This is a genomic window from Pseudomonas fluorescens (genome assembly GCF_003732425.1).
Classification (GTDB): domain Bacteria; phylum Pseudomonadota; class Gammaproteobacteria; order Pseudomonadales; family Pseudomonadaceae; genus Aquipseudomonas; species Aquipseudomonas fluorescens_BE.
Genome location: NZ_MOBX01000003.1, coordinates 459,968 through 478,199 on the forward strand (window position 1 = coordinate 459,968; position 18,232 = coordinate 478,199).

Annotated in this window: 14 protein-coding genes and 2 pseudogenes; 5 read left to right on the plus strand and 11 right to left on the minus strand. The window is 59.3% G+C overall.

The features are described 5' to 3' along the window. Positions 1–8 precede the first annotated feature (8 nt). Positions 9–2,600 (plus strand): DNA ligase D, encoded by a 2,592-nt coding sequence (ligD, locus tag BK670_RS04870; RefSeq protein ID WP_123448835.1) that lies wholly within the window; start codon positions 9–11, stop codon positions 2,598–2,600. Here ligD and BK670_RS04875 read toward each other — a convergent pair whose 3' ends face one another. From BK670_RS04875 to sodC, 3 genes are all read right to left on the minus strand, one after another. Next, complete coding sequence (locus BK670_RS04875; RefSeq protein WP_185036722.1) at positions 2,601–3,002, minus strand: hypothetical protein; 402 nt, start codon at positions 3,000–3,002, stop codon at positions 2,601–2,603. An 80-nt stretch (positions 3,003–3,082) separates the two neighbouring features. After that, positions 3,083–3,397: a DUF2388 domain-containing protein gene (locus BK670_RS04880; RefSeq protein WP_007919602.1), complete on the minus strand. Its 315-nt coding sequence runs from the start codon at positions 3,395–3,397 to the stop codon at positions 3,083–3,085. 160 nt (positions 3,398–3,557) lie between these two features. Beyond that, the gene (gene sodC, locus BK670_RS04885; protein ID WP_123448837.1) at positions 3,558–4,079 is read right to left on the minus strand and encodes a superoxide dismutase family protein; all 522 of its coding nucleotides are present in this window, start codon (positions 4,077–4,079) and stop codon (positions 3,558–3,560) included. Between the two features lie 227 nt (positions 4,080–4,306). Between sodC and BK670_RS30145 the strand changes: the two are divergent. Continuing rightward, positions 4,307–5,080: pseudogene (locus BK670_RS30145) on the plus strand (MCP four helix bundle domain-containing protein); the annotation flags it as partial. A 132-nt stretch (positions 5,081–5,212) separates the two neighbouring features. Further along, positions 5,213–5,938 carry a methyl-accepting chemotaxis protein gene (locus BK670_RS30150; RefSeq protein WP_404942467.1) on the plus strand — a complete coding sequence of 242 codons (726 nt, stop codon included), beginning with the start codon at positions 5,213–5,215 and terminating at the stop codon, positions 5,936–5,938. Between the two features lie 153 nt (positions 5,939–6,091). Here the strand turns inward: BK670_RS30150 and BK670_RS04895 are convergent, their stop codons facing one another. Then, positions 6,092–6,523: a nuclear transport factor 2 family protein gene (locus BK670_RS04895; RefSeq protein ID WP_123448839.1), complete on the minus strand. Its 432-nt coding sequence runs from the start codon at positions 6,521–6,523 to the stop codon at positions 6,092–6,094. Positions 6,524–6,996: 473 nt separating this feature from the next. Here BK670_RS04895 and mqo point away from each other — a divergent pair, with 473 nt between their 5' ends. After that, positions 6,997–8,643, plus strand: coding sequence for a malate dehydrogenase (quinone) (gene mqo, locus BK670_RS04900; RefSeq protein ID WP_123448840.1), 1,647 nt, complete (start codon positions 6,997–6,999; stop codon positions 8,641–8,643). Positions 8,644–8,820: 177 nt separating this feature from the next. On the opposite strand, the gene BK670_RS04905 is transcribed toward mqo, so the two are convergent. Next, positions 8,821–9,249, minus strand: a complete 429-nt coding sequence (locus BK670_RS04905; protein WP_123448841.1) for a nuclear transport factor 2 family protein — start codon at positions 9,247–9,249, stop codon at positions 8,821–8,823. A 343-nt stretch (positions 9,250–9,592) separates the two neighbouring features. Here BK670_RS04905 and BK670_RS04915 point away from each other — a divergent pair. After that, positions 9,593–9,859 (plus strand): annotated as a pseudogene (locus BK670_RS04915) (NUDIX hydrolase); the annotation flags it as partial. Positions 9,860–9,865: 6 nt separating this feature from the next. Here BK670_RS04915 and BK670_RS04920 read toward each other — a convergent pair. The 6 genes from BK670_RS04920 to BK670_RS04945 all read right to left on the minus strand — a co-directional run bounded on the left by BK670_RS04920 (position 9,866) and on the right by BK670_RS04945 (position 17,980). Continuing rightward, positions 9,866–10,807 (minus strand): PoNe immunity protein domain-containing protein, encoded by a 942-nt coding sequence (locus BK670_RS04920; RefSeq protein WP_185036723.1) that lies wholly within the window; start codon positions 10,805–10,807, stop codon positions 9,866–9,868. 5 nt (positions 10,808–10,812) lie between these two features. After that, positions 10,813–12,384, minus strand: coding sequence for a hypothetical protein (locus BK670_RS04925; protein WP_123448843.1), 1,572 nt, complete (start codon positions 12,382–12,384; stop codon positions 10,813–10,815). Then, complete coding sequence (locus BK670_RS04930; RefSeq protein ID WP_123448844.1) at positions 12,381–14,672, minus strand: type VI secretion system Vgr family protein; 2,292 nt, start codon at positions 14,670–14,672, stop codon at positions 12,381–12,383. Before BK670_RS04930 ends, BK670_RS04925 begins: the two co-directional genes overlap by 4 nt. A gap of 153 nt (positions 14,673–14,825) precedes the next feature. Next, positions 14,826–15,017, minus strand: a complete 192-nt coding sequence (locus tag BK670_RS04935) for a hypothetical protein (RefSeq protein WP_123448845.1) — start codon at positions 15,015–15,017, stop codon at positions 14,826–14,828. A gap of 193 nt (positions 15,018–15,210) precedes the next feature. Then, complete coding sequence (locus BK670_RS04940) at positions 15,211–16,599, minus strand: amidohydrolase family protein (RefSeq protein WP_123448846.1); 1,389 nt, start codon at positions 16,597–16,599, stop codon at positions 15,211–15,213. 13 nt (positions 16,600–16,612) lie between these two features. Next, positions 16,613–17,980 (minus strand): nucleobase:cation symporter-2 family protein, encoded by a 1,368-nt coding sequence (locus BK670_RS04945; protein WP_123448847.1) that lies wholly within the window; start codon positions 17,978–17,980, stop codon positions 16,613–16,615. Between the last annotated feature and the right edge of the window lie 252 nt (positions 17,981–18,232).

The following is an 18,232-nucleotide window of genomic DNA, read 5'->3' on the forward strand; positions in this document are numbered from 1 at the left end:
GGTGCACGATGAACAGGAACCTCGACGACTACAACCGCATGCGCGATTTTTCGGCGACGTCGGAACCGGCCGCCGTCAAGCGCACCGGGCGTAAAACCGCTGCCGAGCATGCTTTGCAGTTCTGCATCCAGAAGCATGACGCTTCGCACCTGCACTACGACTTTCGCCTGGAACTCGATGGCGCTTTGAAGAGCTGGGCGGTGCCAAAAGGGCCGTCACTCGACCCCAAGGTCAAGCGGCTGGCGGTGCATGTCGAAGATCATCCGCTGGATTACGCGACGTTCGAGGGCAGCATTCCCGAAGGGCATTACGGCGCCGGTGATGTGATTGTCTGGGATCGTGGCGTGTGGATTCCGCTGGAAGATCCGCACAAGGCCTACGCCAAGGGCAAGCTCAAGTTCGAGCTGCAAGGCGAGAAGCTCGGCGGTATCTGGAACCTGGTGCGCACGCACATGCCGGGCAAAAAAGAACAATGGTTTCTCATCAAACATCAGGACAGCGCCGCACGGCCGCAGGATGACTACGACGTGCTGGCGGCTGAACCCGACAGCGTGTTGAGCGAACGCACGCTTGTCACCCAGCCCAAGCTGGCCGCCGAGCACAGCAAACCGCTGAAAAAGTCCCCAGCCAAGACACGCAAAACTGCGACCGGCAAGCTCACCGGTGCGCACAAAGCCAAACTGCCGACACAACTCAAACCGGAACTGGCCACGCTGGTCGACAGTGCGCCGGAAGGGCAGTGGAGCTACGAGATCAAATTTGATGGTTACCGGATCATGGCGCGCATCGATCATGATCAGGTGCAACTGTTCACCCGCAACGGTCATGACTGGACGCACAAGTTGCCGCAACAGGCCGCAGCCCTGGCTGCGCTGGGATTGGAGTCGGCGTGGCTCGACGGCGAAATGGTCGTCGTCAACGAACACGGCGTACCGGACTTTCAGGCCCTGCAAAATGCTTTTGAAGCTGGAAGCAGCGGCAACATTCTCTATTACCTGTTCGATCTGCCGTATCTCAACGGCGTCGACCTGCGTGAGGTGCCGGTCGAGGAACGTCGCGCCGCGCTGGCAACGGTGCTCGGCAGTCATGAACAACCGTTGCTGCGCTTCTCCGAGGCCTTTGACGAAACCCCGGACGCGCTGCTCAACAGCGCCTGCCAGATGCAGATGGAAGGCCTGATCGGCAAGCGCCTCGGCTCGCCGTATGTGTCGCGGCGCAGCAGTGACTGGATCAAACTCAAGTGCAAACACCGCCAGGAATTCGTGGTCGTCGGGTACACCGATCCGAAGGGCTCGCGCAGTGCCTTCGGCGCCTTGTTGCTGGGGCTGCATGATCGCGACAGCGGCGAGCTGCGCTACGCCGGCAAGGTCGGCACCGGCTTCAACGAGTCGACGTTGAAAAGCATTCTGGCCCAACTCAAACCGTTGCAGGTGAAGAAGGCGGCGGTGGTCAATCCGCCCAGCGGCTTCGAGGTCAAAGGCGTGCACTGGCTTAAACCGAAATTGCTGGCGGAAGTCGCGTTTGCGGAAATGACCAAGGACGGTTCGGTGCGCCACGCCGTGTTTCATGGTTTGCGCAATGACAAACCGGCCAAAGCCATCACTGAGGAGCGAGCGAAACCGGTGAAGACTGCAGAGAAGAAAACCACCACGAAAAAAACGCCGAAAAAAGCCCCGTCGAGCAGCGCCGATACCGCGCCGTCACAGCTCGGACTGGCCAACGGCAAGGTGCGCATCACTCATCCAGATCGGGTGATCGACGCCGTCAGCGGGACCACCAAGATGCAACTGGCCGAGTACTACGCCAGCGTTGCCGAATGGATCCTGCCGCAGCTCAAGGATCGTCCGGTCGCGTTGGTGCGCGCTCCGGACGGTATTGCCGGTGAGTTGTTCTTCCAGAAAAATGCCGAACGCCTGGCGATCCCAGGCATCACCACGCTGGACAAGGACATCACCGGGCAACCGGTGATGCTGATCAACAACGCCGAAGCGCTGATTGGCGCGGTGCAGATGAGCACTGTTGAGCTGCACACCTGGAATGCGACCACGGTCGATCTGGACAAGCCCGATCGCTTTGTCCTCGACCTCGACCCGGATCCGGCGCTGCCGTGGAAAAGCATGGTCGAGGCGACGGCACTGACATTGACCGTGCTCGATGAACTGGGCCTCAAGGCGTTCCTCAAAACCAGCGGCGGCAAGGGTATTCACCTGGTGGTGCCGCTGACCCGCAAACTCGGCTGGGACGAAGTCAAGGACTTCAGCCACGCCATCGTCAGTCATATCGCCAAGCTGTTGCCGGAGCGCTTTTCTGCGGTGTCCGGGCCGAAAAACCGCGTTGGGCGGATCTTTATCGATTACCTGCGCAACGGTCTGGGCGCCACCACCATCTGCGCTTATGCCGCGCGCACCCGCGAAGGCTTGCCGGTGTCGGTGCCGCTGTTTCGTGAAGAGGTCGCCGAGATCAAGGGCGGCAATCAGTGGAACGTGCACAACGTTCATTCGCGGTTGGCCGAGGTCGGTGACGAGCCGTGGGCCGACATGAAGAAAACCCGCCAGAGCATCACCGCCGAGATGCGTAAACGCCTGGGGCTGAAAAAGTGATCAGGTGTCGCGCAGCAAGTCGTGGGCGTTGAGCAGTTCGAAGGCGATTTCCGGGTGGTTTTCCAGGCCGCGACGGATGGCGGCCGGAATTGCTGCACGGGTCTTGCGGCACAGGCCGGGTAACTCGTCGATTTGAATGGCGATGCCACGCATGGTGCGCACTTCGTTGAAACCGGGAGCGACGTCGACGCGAATGCCCAGTTGCTCGAACATCCGCTGTTGCAGATGTTTGAGGTCATTCAGGTCTTTGAGCATTTCGAGGCGAGCGAGCAGGCGCTTCTCTTCCTCACGGGTCAGACGCAGGATGCGCAAATCCGCGCCGGGCGTCTCCAGCAACGGGTCGCGCCCGCAAATGCAGGCGCCGGGCGGGCAGGGGGAGCGCAAGGGCGCAGAAGTCGTCATGGCCTCCATCATAGAGGCCGTCGGACAGTTTTGCCTATGCGCCTTCAGCGGCCATCCATCGGCTGCTTTTTCCGTGACGGTTACTGATTCAGGCCTTCGTAATGCACCAGAATCGCGTTGGCCAGATCTTCATCGCTGGCGTTGAGGCCAGGATTGTCCTGGCGAGCCTGCTGCAGTACCGATTCAAGATAAACCCCACGAATGGCCCCGCCACTGGCGACAAATGCAGACAAGTCGTCACGGGCTGGAATCACCATTTTGTGATCCTTGAAGGTCGAATACAGCGACGCGGAGACACCCGCCGAGGTGGCGACATCACCCGCATCGACGCGGGCCAACGCCGAACCGACAGGCAGGCATAAGAGTAAGGAAGAAATGAGCACTAACTTGCGCATGACGGTGTTCCTCCACAAGCGCGAAGCAAAAAGGGAAGGATTACATAATGTGAGAGGGGCGCGTGCGGCGGGAGTTCCATGGCGCAACAAAGTCTGCGTTATTGCAAAACAGACGCGAGCAACGCCATGGCGGGTTGCCCGTCCTTCAAGCAGCGATGAGTCAGATGACCCCGCAGGCCATGCGATCGCCACCGCCGCCCAGCGGTTTCGGCATGTCGGCATGGTTATCGCCACCGGCGTGGATCATCAGGGCGTGGCCTTTTATCTCGGAGATCTTTTTCAGGCGCGGCGCCAGTACCGGGTAATTGGCGATGCCGTCAGCGCTCACGTAGACCGCCGGAAGGTCACCCAAATGACCGTCAGCATATGGGCCTAGGTGCTTGCCGGTTTTCTGCGGATCGAAATGCCCGCCTGCGGCCAGTGCGGCGCCTTTCACGCCGTCCTTCATGCCCGCCTCGCAACTGCCGTTTTCATGTACATGGAAGCCATGCACGCCGACCGGCAAGGATTTCAGCTCGGGGGTGAACAACAGGCCATACGCCGTCTCACTGATGGTGACCGAGCCGATCGCCTGTGGCGCGCCGTCGGCGCTGACCAGATTGATCGCGACTTTTTCCGTCGCCGCCTGTGCGGTGCCGATGGCGAAGGTGCCGAGCAAACCCAACCACAATGCGCGTTTCATAAGCATTTTCCTTTTGCTGCAAGAGTGTTCAGAACGACGGACTCAATAGCCTGCCGGCATTAACCGGCGATGAAGGCACTTGCGCCGGCATTGCAAAGTGAGACTTGCCGCGCAATCCGAAAGTTTTGCTACCTTTGGCCAGCATGCCGACATCTGCGGACACGCTCGGGCGCGGCAGACCTGCGCAAATAGGCTTAACTGAAGGCTGACAAGCGCTTACGGGCGTGATGAGAGAGGAAAGTCCGGTGTCGATCAAACTGCGTTTAGTGTTGCTGATTGTGACAAGTCTGCTGACAGCCTTGATCGTGAGTCTGGTCAGTTACGTCGGTAATCAGCGGATGGCCTCGGCGGTCAGCGATAACGCGGTCAGCATGAGCGCGCTGCGCAACCACATGGAAGCGGACATGATGCACGACGCCCTGCGCGCCGATGTCTATTCGGCGATGCTGGTGGGGCTGGGCAAAAGCACCAGCACGGCGAGCGAAGTGCGCGATTCGATCAACGAGCATGCCGGGCATTTTCGTGAGGTGCTTGAGGAAAATCTCAAGCTGCCAATCAACCCGACATTGCGCACGGCGCTTGAGCAGATCAAACCGAGTCTCGATACCTACATCAACACCGGTGAGCACATGGTCGGGCTGGCATTGGACAGCCCTGATAGCGCTCAACAAGCGCTGGGCACGTTCAACAGCGCATTCACTCAGCTCGAAGAACAAATGGCCGCGTTGAGCGAGTTGATCGAGTCCAATACGCGGCAGACCAGTGCAGGTACCGAATCAGCCATTCGCAGCGCTAACGTCGCGCTCGGCGTGGTGTTGATCGCCAGTCTTGTACTGCTCCTGATCCAGGGGCGCTGGGTGATTCTGAGCATCATGGGGCCGTTGAAGACCGCCAGTCGCATCGCCGAGAGCATCGCCCACGGCAACCTCAGCGAGCCGATCGCCGAGCCGTCCGGCAAGGACGAAGCCAGTGTCTTGATCCGCACGCTGGCGACCATGCAGCGCGACTTGCGCAACATGATCGACGTGGTGCGACGCAATGCTCACGGCGTCAGTGGCATGAGCGAACAACTCAGCCAAGGCTGCCATCAGGTCGCCGACAGCAGCCAGCAACAAAGCGTCGCCGCCGGCACCATGGCGGCGGCCGCCAGCCAGATGACCGCGAGCATCGAGGAAATCACCCGCCATGCCGAGCGAGCGCTGAGCATGGCCAGTCAGGCCGAAACCCTGGCCAAGGAGGGCGGCAGCGTCATTCATCAAGTGGTCAGCGACATGGACGATATCGCTCGATCATCGCAACAGTCGGCCCAGGTGATCCGCACGCTGGATCAAGAATCCGAAGCCATTTTCAACATTATTCAGGTGATCAAGAGCATTGCCGACCAGACCAACCTGCTGGCGCTCAATGCCGCCATTGAAGCGGCCCGGGCAGGGGAACAGGGCAGGGGCTTTGCAGTGGTCGCTGACGAGGTGCGCAGTCTGGCCGCACGCACCAGCGCTTCAACCCAGGAAATCGCGGCAATGGTCGCGCGCATCCAGCACAGCACCCGCGAGGCGGTCAGCAGCATGGAGGCAGGCGTCGCGCAGGTCGATAAGGGCATGGCGGTGACGGCGGATGTCGAGCGAGCGATTCGTGAAATCCTTGAGGCGACGTTGAGCACGACGCAACTGGTCAACGACATCACTCGCACAATAGGCGAGCAGAGTCAGGCCAGTAACGAAATCGCCCATCAGGTGGAAATGATTGCCGGAATGTCCGAGGGCAACAGCCGGGTAATCGGGCAAACGGCGAATACCACCGATGAGCTGTCGAGTCTGGCGGGGCAGTTGGCGCAGTCGGTGGATCGGTTTCGGTTGTAACCGGCATGGCAGTCAGGCGCATTTTTGTTAGCCGGACTGCCGCCTTCGCGAGCAGGCTCGCTCCCACCTTTGGAATGCGTTCCCTTGTGGGAGCGAGCCTGCTCGCGAAGACGGCAGCCCAGTCAACATCTATTCAGAGTCAGTTAACCCCGATCAGAACTTGAACGCCTGTCGCCCCACCAGCAACCACTTACCATCCTGCTTCTGCCAGATCTGAAAATTCTCGATCTCCGTCGGCACTACCTCGGTTCCCTTCAACGCCTGCGCGGAAAAGTGATGGCGTACCAGGGCGGTATCGCCGGACAGGGTGATGGTCTGGTTCTGCATTTCCAGGGTCTTGAACGCGCTCTTGCCGGTTTCGATGTCGGCGATGAATTCCTTTTTGTCCTGAATCTTGCCGCTGGAATGGCCGTAGGTCAGGTTGGGCGCGGTGAGTGCGTTCAGTTCGGCGATGTCTTTGTGCAGCATCGCTTGGGTCAGGTGATCCACCGCTTGGGCGACATCCTTTTCTGCCGGGGCAGAGGCGGCCATGGCGTAGCCGTTGAAGGCGCAGAGAAAACCGAGCAGGAGTCGGGTCTTGGTCATGAGGTTGTTTCCTTGTTGTTATAAGTTGATGACTGGTCTCGTCAGTCATCGTACAACATGGCGGATAATCTTTGGATAAGGCACTGCTTCAGAGCGCTGATTGGCGGGGGTCATGTTCAGTCTTTGTCGGCCGATAGCTTCCTGAGCGGAAAAGGACTCTCAAGTCGGGAACAGACGCGCGGGTTTGCCCTGACGTGATATTCTTCGCGCCAACTTGGTTTGACCTTATTCAGTTTGCTTGCCTAACGGGCGGGCTGACGGAATCCCTGTCGCTCAAGTAGCTGAGCCAATAATGATAAGAAGTCAGTTCAGTAGGGACATTAACTGAGGTCGATGCAGCATGTCGGCCTTGTGTGCCCACCCGTCAAAATTGAAGTGTGCCGGAATCTGCGACGCGAGCCTGAGCGTCATCAAAGCGGATCGCATACAGATAACAGCGGCGGGCGGAAGGCGTTTTATCATAGGTGCAACAGATGTTTAAGAAAGTGAACACAGCCCTGCTGGGTCTGGCTTTGGCGATGGGGATGACATCCGCCAATGCTGACGAAGCCAAGAAAGTCGACGTCCTGCTGATCGGCGGCGGCATCATGAGCACCACCCTCGGTGTGTGGATCAATGAGCTGGAGCCAAGCTGGTCGATGGAAATGGTCGAGCGCCTCGACGGCGTCGCCCTGGAAAGCTCCAACGGCTGGAACAACGCCGGTACCGGTCACTCGGCGCTCGCTGAGCTGAACTACACCCCGGAAGACGACAAAGGCAACGTAACGATCCCGAAAGCCGTCGAGATCAACGAAGCGTTCCAGGTCTCCCGTCAGTTCTGGGCCTGGCAGGTTCAGCAAGGCGTTCTGAAGAACCCTCGCTCGTTCATCAACACCACGCCGCACATGAGCTTCGTGTGGGGCGATGACAACATCAAGTTCCTGAAAAAGCGCTACGAAGCTCTGCAAGCTAGCCCGCTGTTCGCCGGCATGCAGTACTCCGAAGACCCGGCTGTAATCAAGAAGTGGGTCCCGCTGATGATGGAAGGGCGTGACCCGAACCAGAAAATCGCGGCCACCTGGAGCCCGCTGGGTACCGACATGAACTTCGGCGAAATCACTCGCCAGTTCGCCACGTACCTGCAGACCAAGCCTAACTTCGATCTGAAACTGTCGAGCGAAGTCCAGGACATCACCAAGAATGCCGATGGCACCTGGCGCGTCAGCTACAAAAACCTGAAAGACGGCACCAAAACCGAAACCGACGCCAAGTTTGTGTTCATCGGCGCGGGCGGCGGTGCACTGCACCTGCTGCAGAAGTCGGGCATTCCAGAAGCCAAGGAATACGCTGGCTTCCCGGTTGGTGGTTCGTTCCTGGTGACCGATAACCCGGCCATCGCTGAACAGCACCTGGCCAAGGCCTACGGTAAAGCCTCGGTTGGCGCCCCACCGATGTCCGTTCCGCACCTGGACACCCGTGTTCTGGACGGCAAGCGCGTCATCCTGTTTGGCCCATTCGCGACTTTCAGCACCAAGTTCCTCAAGGAAGGTTCGTACCTGGACCTGCTGACCAGCACCACCACCCACAACATCTGGCCTATGACCAAGGTCGGCATCAAGGAATACCCGCTGGTCGAGTACCTTGCCGGTCAACTGATGCTGTCGGATGAAGACCGTCTGAACGCGCTGAAGGAATACTTCCCGAACGCCAAAGCCGAAGACTGGCGCCTGTGGCAAGCCGGCCAACGCGTGCAAATCATCAAGCGTGATGAAGCCGCTGGCGGCGTGCTGAAACTGGGCACCGAAATCGTTGCTGCACAAGACGGCTCCATCGCCGGCCTGCTGGGCGCATCGCCAGGCGCGTCGACCGCTGCACCGATCATGCTGAGCGTGCTGCAGAAAGTCTTCAAAGACAAAGTCGCGACTCCTGAGTGGCAAACCAAGCTGCACCAGATCGTGCCAAGCTACGGCACTCAGCTGAACAGCGATCCAGCCAAAGTGGCTGCAGAGTGGGCTTACACCGCCAAAATCCTCGAACTGCCGACACCTCCAGTGATCGGTCAGGCTGCTGCTCCGGCTGCACCTGCAGCTGAAAAAGCTCAAGCTCCGAAGGAAAACGCTGCACGTGACATGGCTCTGTAACTAGAACCCTGACACACAAAACCCACTGAACCGGCGACGGTCAGTGGGTTTTTTTGTGGCAAAGCGTTTTGTAGGAGCGATCGAGTGAAACGAGGCTGCGATCTTTTGATCTTGCTTTTGAAAGATCGAGATCAAAAGATCGCAGCCTGCGGCAGCTCCTACAGGGCTTTCATGTACTCAGGATTTGGCCTTTGCCAGATAAGCACCCAGTCGCCGTCCCATCTCTTCGCCCAAGGCTTGCAGCCCACTGAGTGGCCGCACCATCACTTCAAACTCGACAATCTTCCCGCTCTCATCAAAGCGGATCATGTCGATGCCTTTGAGTTCTTTCGTCCCTATTTTCGCACTGAACTCCAGAATCACATTCAAGCCATCGGCAGTCGCCAGTTCACGGTGATAGCGGAAATCCTCAAACACCTCGAACACGTTGTTGAGGATCATCGACACCACCGGTGCGCCCGGATAAGGCGTGTGCGCCATCGGCGAGCGGAACACGGCTTGCGCATCGAGCAGGCCGGGCAGGGCGCTGAGGTTACCGGTGCGGATCATTTCGTGCCATTTGCCTAGCGATGCGGCGACGTTGGGTTGCAGGTTCAGGTCGGTCATGTTCACTCCATAATTTTTCTTGTTGTTGTCGCGTCGGCAATGACTCTAGATCAACCACGCCGAAATTGAACCCTTGTGCCGCGAACTGAATAGCGGGCCATGGCCCATGCGGATCAGATACGCATCTGATCCGTATTATTTCACTGGATCTGCCTCTGTTACCGGCTCAGTCATCTGCTCAAAATAGCCCCACGGTTCGGCACTCGCGGCAGTCCTTCATCCCGAAGCGCCCAGTGCACCGCAAGCTCAGCATTGAGGAGAGCAACATGAACAAAATGGCGATTTTCCTGGGTGGCTTTCTGACACTGACCATTCTGATCGGCCTGCTCGCGACGATTTCTCCGGTCTGAAGCGACCGGATATACGCCTGCTCGGCACATTCGAAAGTCTTTTCGCTTCCAACGGCAAACCCGGGCACGAAAATGTTCAGGTGTACGACGCGACGTTTGTCGATCCGGACGTATACGACCACGTACAGATCGATGGCCATGAAAGCGACGGCGCGCCCTTCACCGCGCGCTGGCATGACAGCTTAAGCTTCAGCGAGCAGGCGCCCCTGGTGCCGAAAGGCTTGCACGAACTGCTGAAGAGCGCCGGATTGCTCGGCTGAATCCACTCATGCTTCCCCCGACCAATACCAAAGCGTATCGCCCCAACGGGAGTCATTGATCTTCGGCATGAGTTCACCCTGTTGGAAATGACGACGGGAGTTCGCCTGAGCTGGCGTGAACCAGTAGCCGGTTCGGCTGCATGCATCGCCGGCAACGATTCGGCCGACTTGTGTCATTCGTGGACTTTGGTGATTTCTCGCGTGGTCGACCAGATCTTTCGGATAAACCATATGGTCGACTTGGCTGTCGTCGATGCCATACAAAAACGCGATGGCGGCGGCCTCGATTGCCCAGTAGCCAACGTAATTGCCATCTTCTCCTTGTAAATGAGTGTCGTGCCACGGTGCTTGTTTAAAAGCGGGGTACCAGCCCTGGCAATACTTTTTCAGTAAGGCGGATGACTCTTCGCGCGTGTCGGCGTAGATCGCTTGTATGAGCGGGGTGTACACGTCGTGATACCACTGGTCAACGTCATGACGGTTGGGCAGTACCTTCTTCAACAGGTCTTCGTAAAGCGTGTCGTCCCCGGCATAACCTGCGTCGTCCAGCATTTTGACAAAGCGTACGAGCAAGTCGTTACGGTGCAGCAGAATACACAGACCGATCACTTGCACAGCTTCTTCGTACTGATCTGGCCAGTCATCGATAGCCAACGGAGAAATCTGTGGCGCTCCTTCGAAATCGGCCAGGGTTTGCTGGCGCACTTCATATTTTTCGATCAGTTCCTCAAGCAACGGAACCAGAGATTCAACGTCCATTCCTGCGGTGTAAGTTGCCAGCAACTTGTCCAAAGCCAGACTTTGGAAATACCGGGCACGTTGGGATGCTTCTTCTTCATCGGAGTCGGATTTGAATCGATTGGTTTTGAAGAACTCGATGACTTCGTCGTGTTCTTTCAGGAAGTGGTTGTACTGATGATCAGAGAAAAATTTCTGGCGTTTGCTCATTGATGTCATGCCTCAAGCTTGAGGGAGTCCCTCGCACCATATCTTTTGGCCAAGGATTTTTTGCGCTTGTTTACAGCCGCTTTTACCTCGGTTTCGTTGTAATGAAACGCCTTGTGTGTGCGATGGGCGCTCTCTGCAAGATTCTGCAACCGCGCTTCGGCATGGTCTTTCGGACTTGCGCTGGAATGATAAAGCGGGGAATAAAACAGATGGCGACTGTAAGAGGCCAGGACCTGCGCGGCAAGTGCGCGACCAGCCACTGCCTTATTCAGGTTCTGGGTGATCCACTGACTGCTCATTTGAACCAGTACTTCTTTGATCTTGGCAGAGGGCGCGGGGGAGCGGCTGGATGCCTGTGGTTTGTTTTTTCCGGTTCTCATCGACGTTGAGGGCTTGCTGGCTCCGGCCTCAGGGGTACCTTCGATCGGTTCAAGCAATTGGCTTGCATCGGCGATGCGCGTTACGCCCGATAAGCCCGATTCTCCCAGTTTGGAGGCGATGCCGGGTTTGCGAGTGTTATTGGCTCTGCGCATGAATTTTGGTGCATCTTCTTCACGGCTCGCCTTCGCTTCGACAATCGCGAATTTTTCGCCGCCATTGTTCGCTGGCTTCGCGCGCCAGACCGCGTCGATACCGGTTCCATTGGCGCCGTCAGACAGTTTGTAAAGGACATGTCTGGCTTTAGGGCTGCCTCCCGAAGAGAGTTTTCCGGTTTTCGTGGCACTCGGCAGCCCCTCCAGCCATTTGCCATCCGCCCCCTTGTCATGTCCATCCCAATCCTTGCCCCAGCCGAACTCGACTGCGCAGATGTAATCGGCGATATGTTCGCCGCTGACGCCCAGGCCTTCATTCAAAATGCTCGAGGGCGCCTGAACGCCGACCCTGGAGGATTCGACGCGGTTGGAATGGGTGCCGCTGGCGCCGTCCTTGCCTTGGGTGCCGACGGTGGAATCGCGGTTGGCGGGTTTTTCCCCGCGTCGTGGGTGACTGGAGCCGGAGGAGGCAGCGGAGCTGTTGCGCTGCATGCCTTTCCATTTGATCAGGCGTTTTTCAACGATGCCAAGCATCGCCGGCATGTTGTCTCGGGCGGTAGCGAGTACGGTCACCACGGCGGTTTGAACCCAACCCGGCGAGCCCTTATAAACAGAGGAGCTCCTGATCGCGGAAATGATGTCGTCCATTTCCGCGCGCAGTTTGCCGGCGTTGAAAATCCGTGACAGGAGTTCTTCCGGACTGGTCTTGATGCCGCATTCCTGCAAGACGAACCGCAGCAGATCAAACAACACCGGGGCGAATCGTTGAGGGTTGCGGTTGACGATACGCATGCTTTTTTTCAGGCCGTCACCGGCGCCGGGTATCCAGCCGATCACTGCCAGGAGCAAATCGAACTGGGCATCTTCCTTGGCTCCGGGCGTGTCCGATTTGTACAGCAGAACGGCGGATTCAATGGTGTCGTACACGTCAATGGCCTGGCCCAGAAACGGCACCGCACCCATCGCAATGCCTTTGCCCAGTTCGATAGCCGCTTCCTGATAAGCCCCGGTGCGGTCGTCGTTGCTGCTTGTTTGTGCGCTCATGCCAGCCTCCCTGCGGCTTTTTCGACCAATGCCTGTAGATCAACGGTGGCGGGGTCGAAACCCAGTTTTCGCAGATCCTCGTCGATTTTGTCGTCAGAAGCGTCAACCACGGCCACAGCTGGACGCTCATAGGGACGTGGGTCTTCACCGTAATAGACTTTCGCGGGGCCTTTTGGCACGTCTTCCAGCCGGGCGAATCCGTCGCTGTCGAGCACACCTTCGCGAGTCGAACCATCGGCGAATTCAACGCGATAAGACGCGCCGGGTACGGGTTCGAGATTGTCGTAGTGCAGGTTCAGTTCAAGCCAGGTGGGATTGGTTTTGGCCCGTTCCATCAAGTTGCCGGCCGTGTCAGTCGCGGCCAGTCCGGGAATCAGCGGAGCAAGAATGGCGATGCCGGTCCCCACGCCCGGCGCGCCGCCAGTGTTGACCTTCACTTCGGCACCGCTGATGGTCACGCCACCCGCATCGACCTTGACGAAACTCCCGCCAGCCTTGGCCGTAAGTTCCATGCCACCCTCGGCGACGACTTTGTCACCGGCGTAGTAATGGATCTCGCTGCCGGCCTCGACAAACTGCGCGGTGCCGACTTTCAGGTGTCGAGTCACGCCAACCGTCAGGTGATCATCCGCGCTGATTTCGCTTTTGCGGTCCAGATGGGTAATCCGGTGTTCTTCAACCTTGAACTCACTCAGCGTATTGGCTTCAACGGTGTCATGCCGTTCGTTACCCACACGAATCTTCTGGTCGTGCTCGATGTTTTCATCCCAATCGCGCTGGGCGTGGATGTAGATCTGCTCTACGCCTTTCTTGTCTTCGATGCGGAACTCGTTGTAGCCCTTGCCGCCCGGTGAGCTGAGGGTTTTGAAGGTGCTGCGGGTTTTGTTGGCCGGCAGGTCGTAGGGGACGACGTTTTCCTTGTGGTACAGGCAACCGGTGACCAGCGGCTGGTCGGGATCGCCTTCGAGGAAGGTGACGAGGACTTCCATGCCGATGCGCGGGATGGCGATGCCGCCGTACGCTGCGCCGGCCCAGCCGCTGGCGACGCGCATCCAGCAGGTGGTTTTGTCGTCGCCCTGGCCGTCGCGGTCCCAGTGGAATTGCACTTTGATGCGGCCGTATTGGTCGCAGTGGATTTCTTCGCCTGCGGGGCCGGTGACGACGGCGGTCTGGCTGCCGAGGACTTTTGGTTTCGGGTGTTCAAGGGCAGGGCGGTAGTGCGCGTCCCATGGGGTGGCGAGGAAGCTGTTGCGGTAGCCCTGGTGGAAATCGCTTTTGTTGTCGGTGACGTCACTGGTGACGTTTTCGCCGAGCACTTGCGGTTGTTTGCCTTCGTGGAAGACTTCCAGCAGCAGCCACAGGTCGTTCCATTCGGCGCGCGGGTGTTCGGCGAGGGTGAGGAAATGGCCGCTGGTGAGGGTCGGTTCGTCACCTTTGCCTTCGGCGAGTTTGTAGTCGCTGCGATGGCGTTCGAGGGCGCGGGTGGAAAGGAACTTGCCGCGCTCGCGGGTGGTGAAGCGGCCAGGGTAGTCGTAGTCCTCGAGGTCCGGGGCGAACTCGGTTTTGACCGCGCCTTCGGGGAGGATTTTCGGTTTTTCGAAGTCGTAATCGCGGCGGCTGACGCGGGTCGTGCGGGTTTCCAGGCGCAGGTTGAAGCGTTTGATCACCGGTTTTTCGGCGGCCATGCCGGAGTCTTGCTGGTAGCTCACCGGTTTCAGTTTGCGGAACACGGTCTGGTCGTCGCCGAACACCAGTTTGTGGCCGCTGCTGCTGTGCTGGAAGTGGAAGTGAATGCCTTCCTCTTCGCACAGGCGCTGGATGAAATGCAGGTCGGATTCGTCGTACTGCACGCAGTATTCGCGCTGCGGGTATTCGGCACCGAGCTGGAAACTGTAGGCGTCGGCGAGGATGCCGCGATCTTCAAGGACCTGAGCGATGATCTTCGGCACGGTCAGTTGCTGGAAAATCTGCTGATCGTGGTTGTGCCGCAGGTAGGCCAGTTGTGGCACCAGGCTGAGGCTGTAACGGGTCAGGGTTTTGCCGGAATCGCCTTGCTCGATGCGATAGACCAGACCGTGGATCTTGCCTTCGCCGGTCGGGCCGAAGGTCAGGACGCCGGGCTTATGCAGCAGCTCTTCGAGCTTGAGGTCGGGGCGGGCGCTGACGAGTTCGAGGTCGAAACGGAACGGTTCGTTGAGGGCTTCGCGACCGGTGAAGCTGAGGACTTGCAGGTCGGCGTTGTCGCCTTCAACAGTGAAGGTAATGTGGCTAGCGTTTGCATCCAGCATGCTCGACTCCATCCATTGGAAAAGCTGTGCCGATGTTGCAACAATCCAAAAAGCCGATCAAGCGTCCGAACGTGCCATAAATCGGCTATTAGCTTCCACTGAATGGATGGCGTACACACTCAGCGAGCAGCCTCAAGCCGATGGGACCGAGCGTCAGTCACCGCTATTACGGCGCCGCTCAATGCCCTCCGGGTTGCCGGTGTCCAGCAACCTTCTTTCCACCAGAACATTCTCCAGCGCCTGACGCTCGACCGGCGCCATTTGGTGCTCACGTTTTTTCAGCTCCAGCAGAATCGGGCTGGACCAGGTGCGGTAGGTCTGTTCGATGTTGCGACGCGACGTCATCAGTCTCTCCTTGATCAAGAGCCCGGTGTTGCGGGCAGGGGCTCTATCCGATGAGGTATTAACGTTAGTCGATGATCGCCGGCTGCGCGAATGTCCACATCCTTGTCGGAGCTGCCGAAGGCTGCGCTCTTTTGACTTTTTAAAGCGAGATCAAAAGATCGCAGCCTTCGGCAGCTCCTACAGGGGAGCGGTGTCAGTCGTCGACGTTCATCAGTTGCTGCACACCTTCCCAAGCCTCGGCACGCATGCGTTCGATATCCAGCCCCGGAATCACGCCGTTATCCACGACCACGCGGCCGCCTACCAGGCTGTATTTGACCGTGACCGGCTCGCCGGCCACCACGGGGGCGACGGCGCTGTCGTGGAAGCCATAGAAGCGTGGATGATCGAGGCTGTAGATCACCAGATCGGCGGCCTGTCCGACTTCCAGTGTGCCGACGGCGCCGAGTCCGAGGACTTGCGCGCCACCCGCCGTGCCCCAGTGGATGACGTCTTCAGCGGTGGTCGCCGAGGCGCCTTGTTCGGCGCGATGGATCAGCCACGCAGTATTGGCTTCACCGACCATGCTCCCGGATTCATTGGACGCCACGCCGTCGACGCCGAGGGAAATCGGCACGCCGGCTTCATACATCTGCGGCACCGGCGCCACGCCGCTGCCCAGCCGAGCGTTGCTCACCGGGCAGTGGGAGATGCCGGTGCCGGTCTGGGCGAGCATGCGGATTTCGCCCGGTTGCAGGTGTACGGCGTGGGCAAACCACACATCCGGGCCGAGCCATTCGTGTTCGGCGACGAATTCCACCGGCAGGCAGTTGTACTTGTCGCGGCAGAAATTCACGTAGTTCTGCGTTTCCGACAGGTGCGTATGCAAACGCAGGCCGAGGCCGCGTGCGGTGTGCGCCAGTTCGCGCAGCAGCGTCGGTGGCAGTGAGAAGGTCGGCGTGGTCGGGGCGACCACCACGCGGCGCATCGCGTCCGGGGTGTCTTGGTGGTACAGCGATTTCAACCGTTCGATATCGCCCACCATTTGCTCGAGGCTTTCCGGTTGCAGCGCGGTTTTCGAGAAGCCCGGATGGGCGCTGGCCGACTCCAGCGCACCGCCCCGGCAGAGCACGAAACGCAGGCCGAATTCATCCGCCAGGTCAAACAGTAAGTCACCGGTCTCGGTGCTGCCGTGGGCGTGGTAGAGGTAGTGGTGATCGGCGCAGGTGGTGACGCCGGAAAGCAGCAATTCGACCATGCCCAGCCGCGCAGCGATGCGCGCCAGTTGCGGGGTAAACCGGGTGAGCCGCGGGTAGGGTACGCTGGCCAGCCAGCCTTGCAGATCCTGGTTCAAACCTGCGGGCACGGCTTTGAGCAGGTTCTGAAACAGGTGATGGTGGGTGTTGATCCAGCCCGGATAGACCACGCAGTGGCGCGCGTCGATTACCCGCTCGCCGGGCTGGGCTTCAAGGTTGGCGGCCATTTCGGCGATGCGCCCGTTGGCCACGCGGATGTCCACGGCACCGGCCCGCGCGCGAGGGCCGCGCAGGCCAGTCATCACCGTAATCGGGTTCTTGATCAGGATGTTCTGAAGTTGAGTCATGGGCAGCTCCAAACTAAAGGATGTGCGAGGCGGATTTGCTGGCGGTGGTTTCCGGCACGCTGACGCCATTCAGCGCGGCGTTGAGCAGCACCGACACCAGGCAAGCGATAACCACGCTGCTGTGCAGGAACGGCTGCGACCACTCGGGGAGTTGTTTGAACAGGGTGGGTGCGAGCACCGGCACCAGCGCGGCGGCGATGGTGAAACCGACGATCAGCACGTTGTAGCGATTGCGCTCGTAGTCGACTTTGGCGAGGGTTTGAATGCCCGCCGCCGCGACCACGCCGAACATGGCAATGCCGGCGCCACCGAGCGCGGCGGTCGGCATCGAGGCGATGATTGCGCCGGCCTTCGGCACCAGGGCAATCGAGCACATCAGCAAACCGCTGACCGCGACCACCCAACGGCTGCGCACGCCGGTGAGAATCACCAGACCGACGTTTTCCATGAAGGCAATAAACGGAAACGCGGCGAACATCCCGGCGATGGTGCTGGCCAAACCGTTGGCGCGCAGACCGTTGATGACCTGTTTGTCTTCTACCGGTTTTTCGACGATGTCGCCGATGGCCACGAACAACCCCATCGACTCGACCATCTGCACGATCATCACCACCACCATGGTTGCGATCGGAATCAGGCTGAAGGTCGGCAGACCGAAGTAGAACGGATAGGGCACAGTCAGCCACGGCGCTTCTTCGACGCTGTGAAAACTGCCCATGCCGAAGCCATAGGCGAGGCCGGCACCGACCAGCATGCCGATCAACACAGCCATGTTGCGTAGCAAAGGGCTGCCATAACGGTTGACCAGCAAAATGGTCAGCAACACCACCACCGCCACGCCGAGAAACGCCGGCGCGCCAAAGTTGCTCGCATTGCGTCCGCCGCCAACCCATTCATAGGCAATCGGGAACAGCTGCAAGCCGATCACGGTGACGATGCACCCGGTCACCACCGGCGGGAAGAATCGCCGCAATCGGCCCACGAACGGCGCGATCAACATGGTGAAAATCCCCGCGCCGATCACCGCCCCGCAAACCCCGGCGAATCCCACCTCCGGGTTGCTGCCGATGGCGATTACCGGGCCAACGCTGCTGAACGCCACGCCTTGCAGAATCGGCAGGCGCACGCCGAACTTCCAGAAGCCGACGGTTTGCAAAAGGGTGGCGATGCCCGAGCAGAACAGCGTTGTGCTGATCAGCACCACGGTGTCGGCGTGGGACATTTTCAGGGCACTGGCGACAATCAACGGCACGGCGATGGCGCCGATGTACGAGACGGCCATGTGTTGCAGGCCGAGGGTGAGCATCTGTCGCACCGGTAAAATGCGGTCGACGGGATGCACGGTGGCGGCGGATTGCGCTGGGGATGTGGCTGACGACATGGGGAAACACCTCTGGCTGTTTTTATGCGGTAGAGAGGGGTATTCGTCTGATGCCGATCAATCGACTGTGGTGAGGAAACTGTGGCGAGGGAGCTTGCTCCCGCTGGACTGCGCAGCAGGCCCATGCCTTTCGGGGCCGCTTCGCGACCCAGCGGGAGCAAGCTCCCTCGCCACAGGTTCGGTGTCACCGTCAATTGATTGGCATCAGTCATTCGTGCTGCGAAGCCGCCATCCACCGGCTCCGATGCCTTG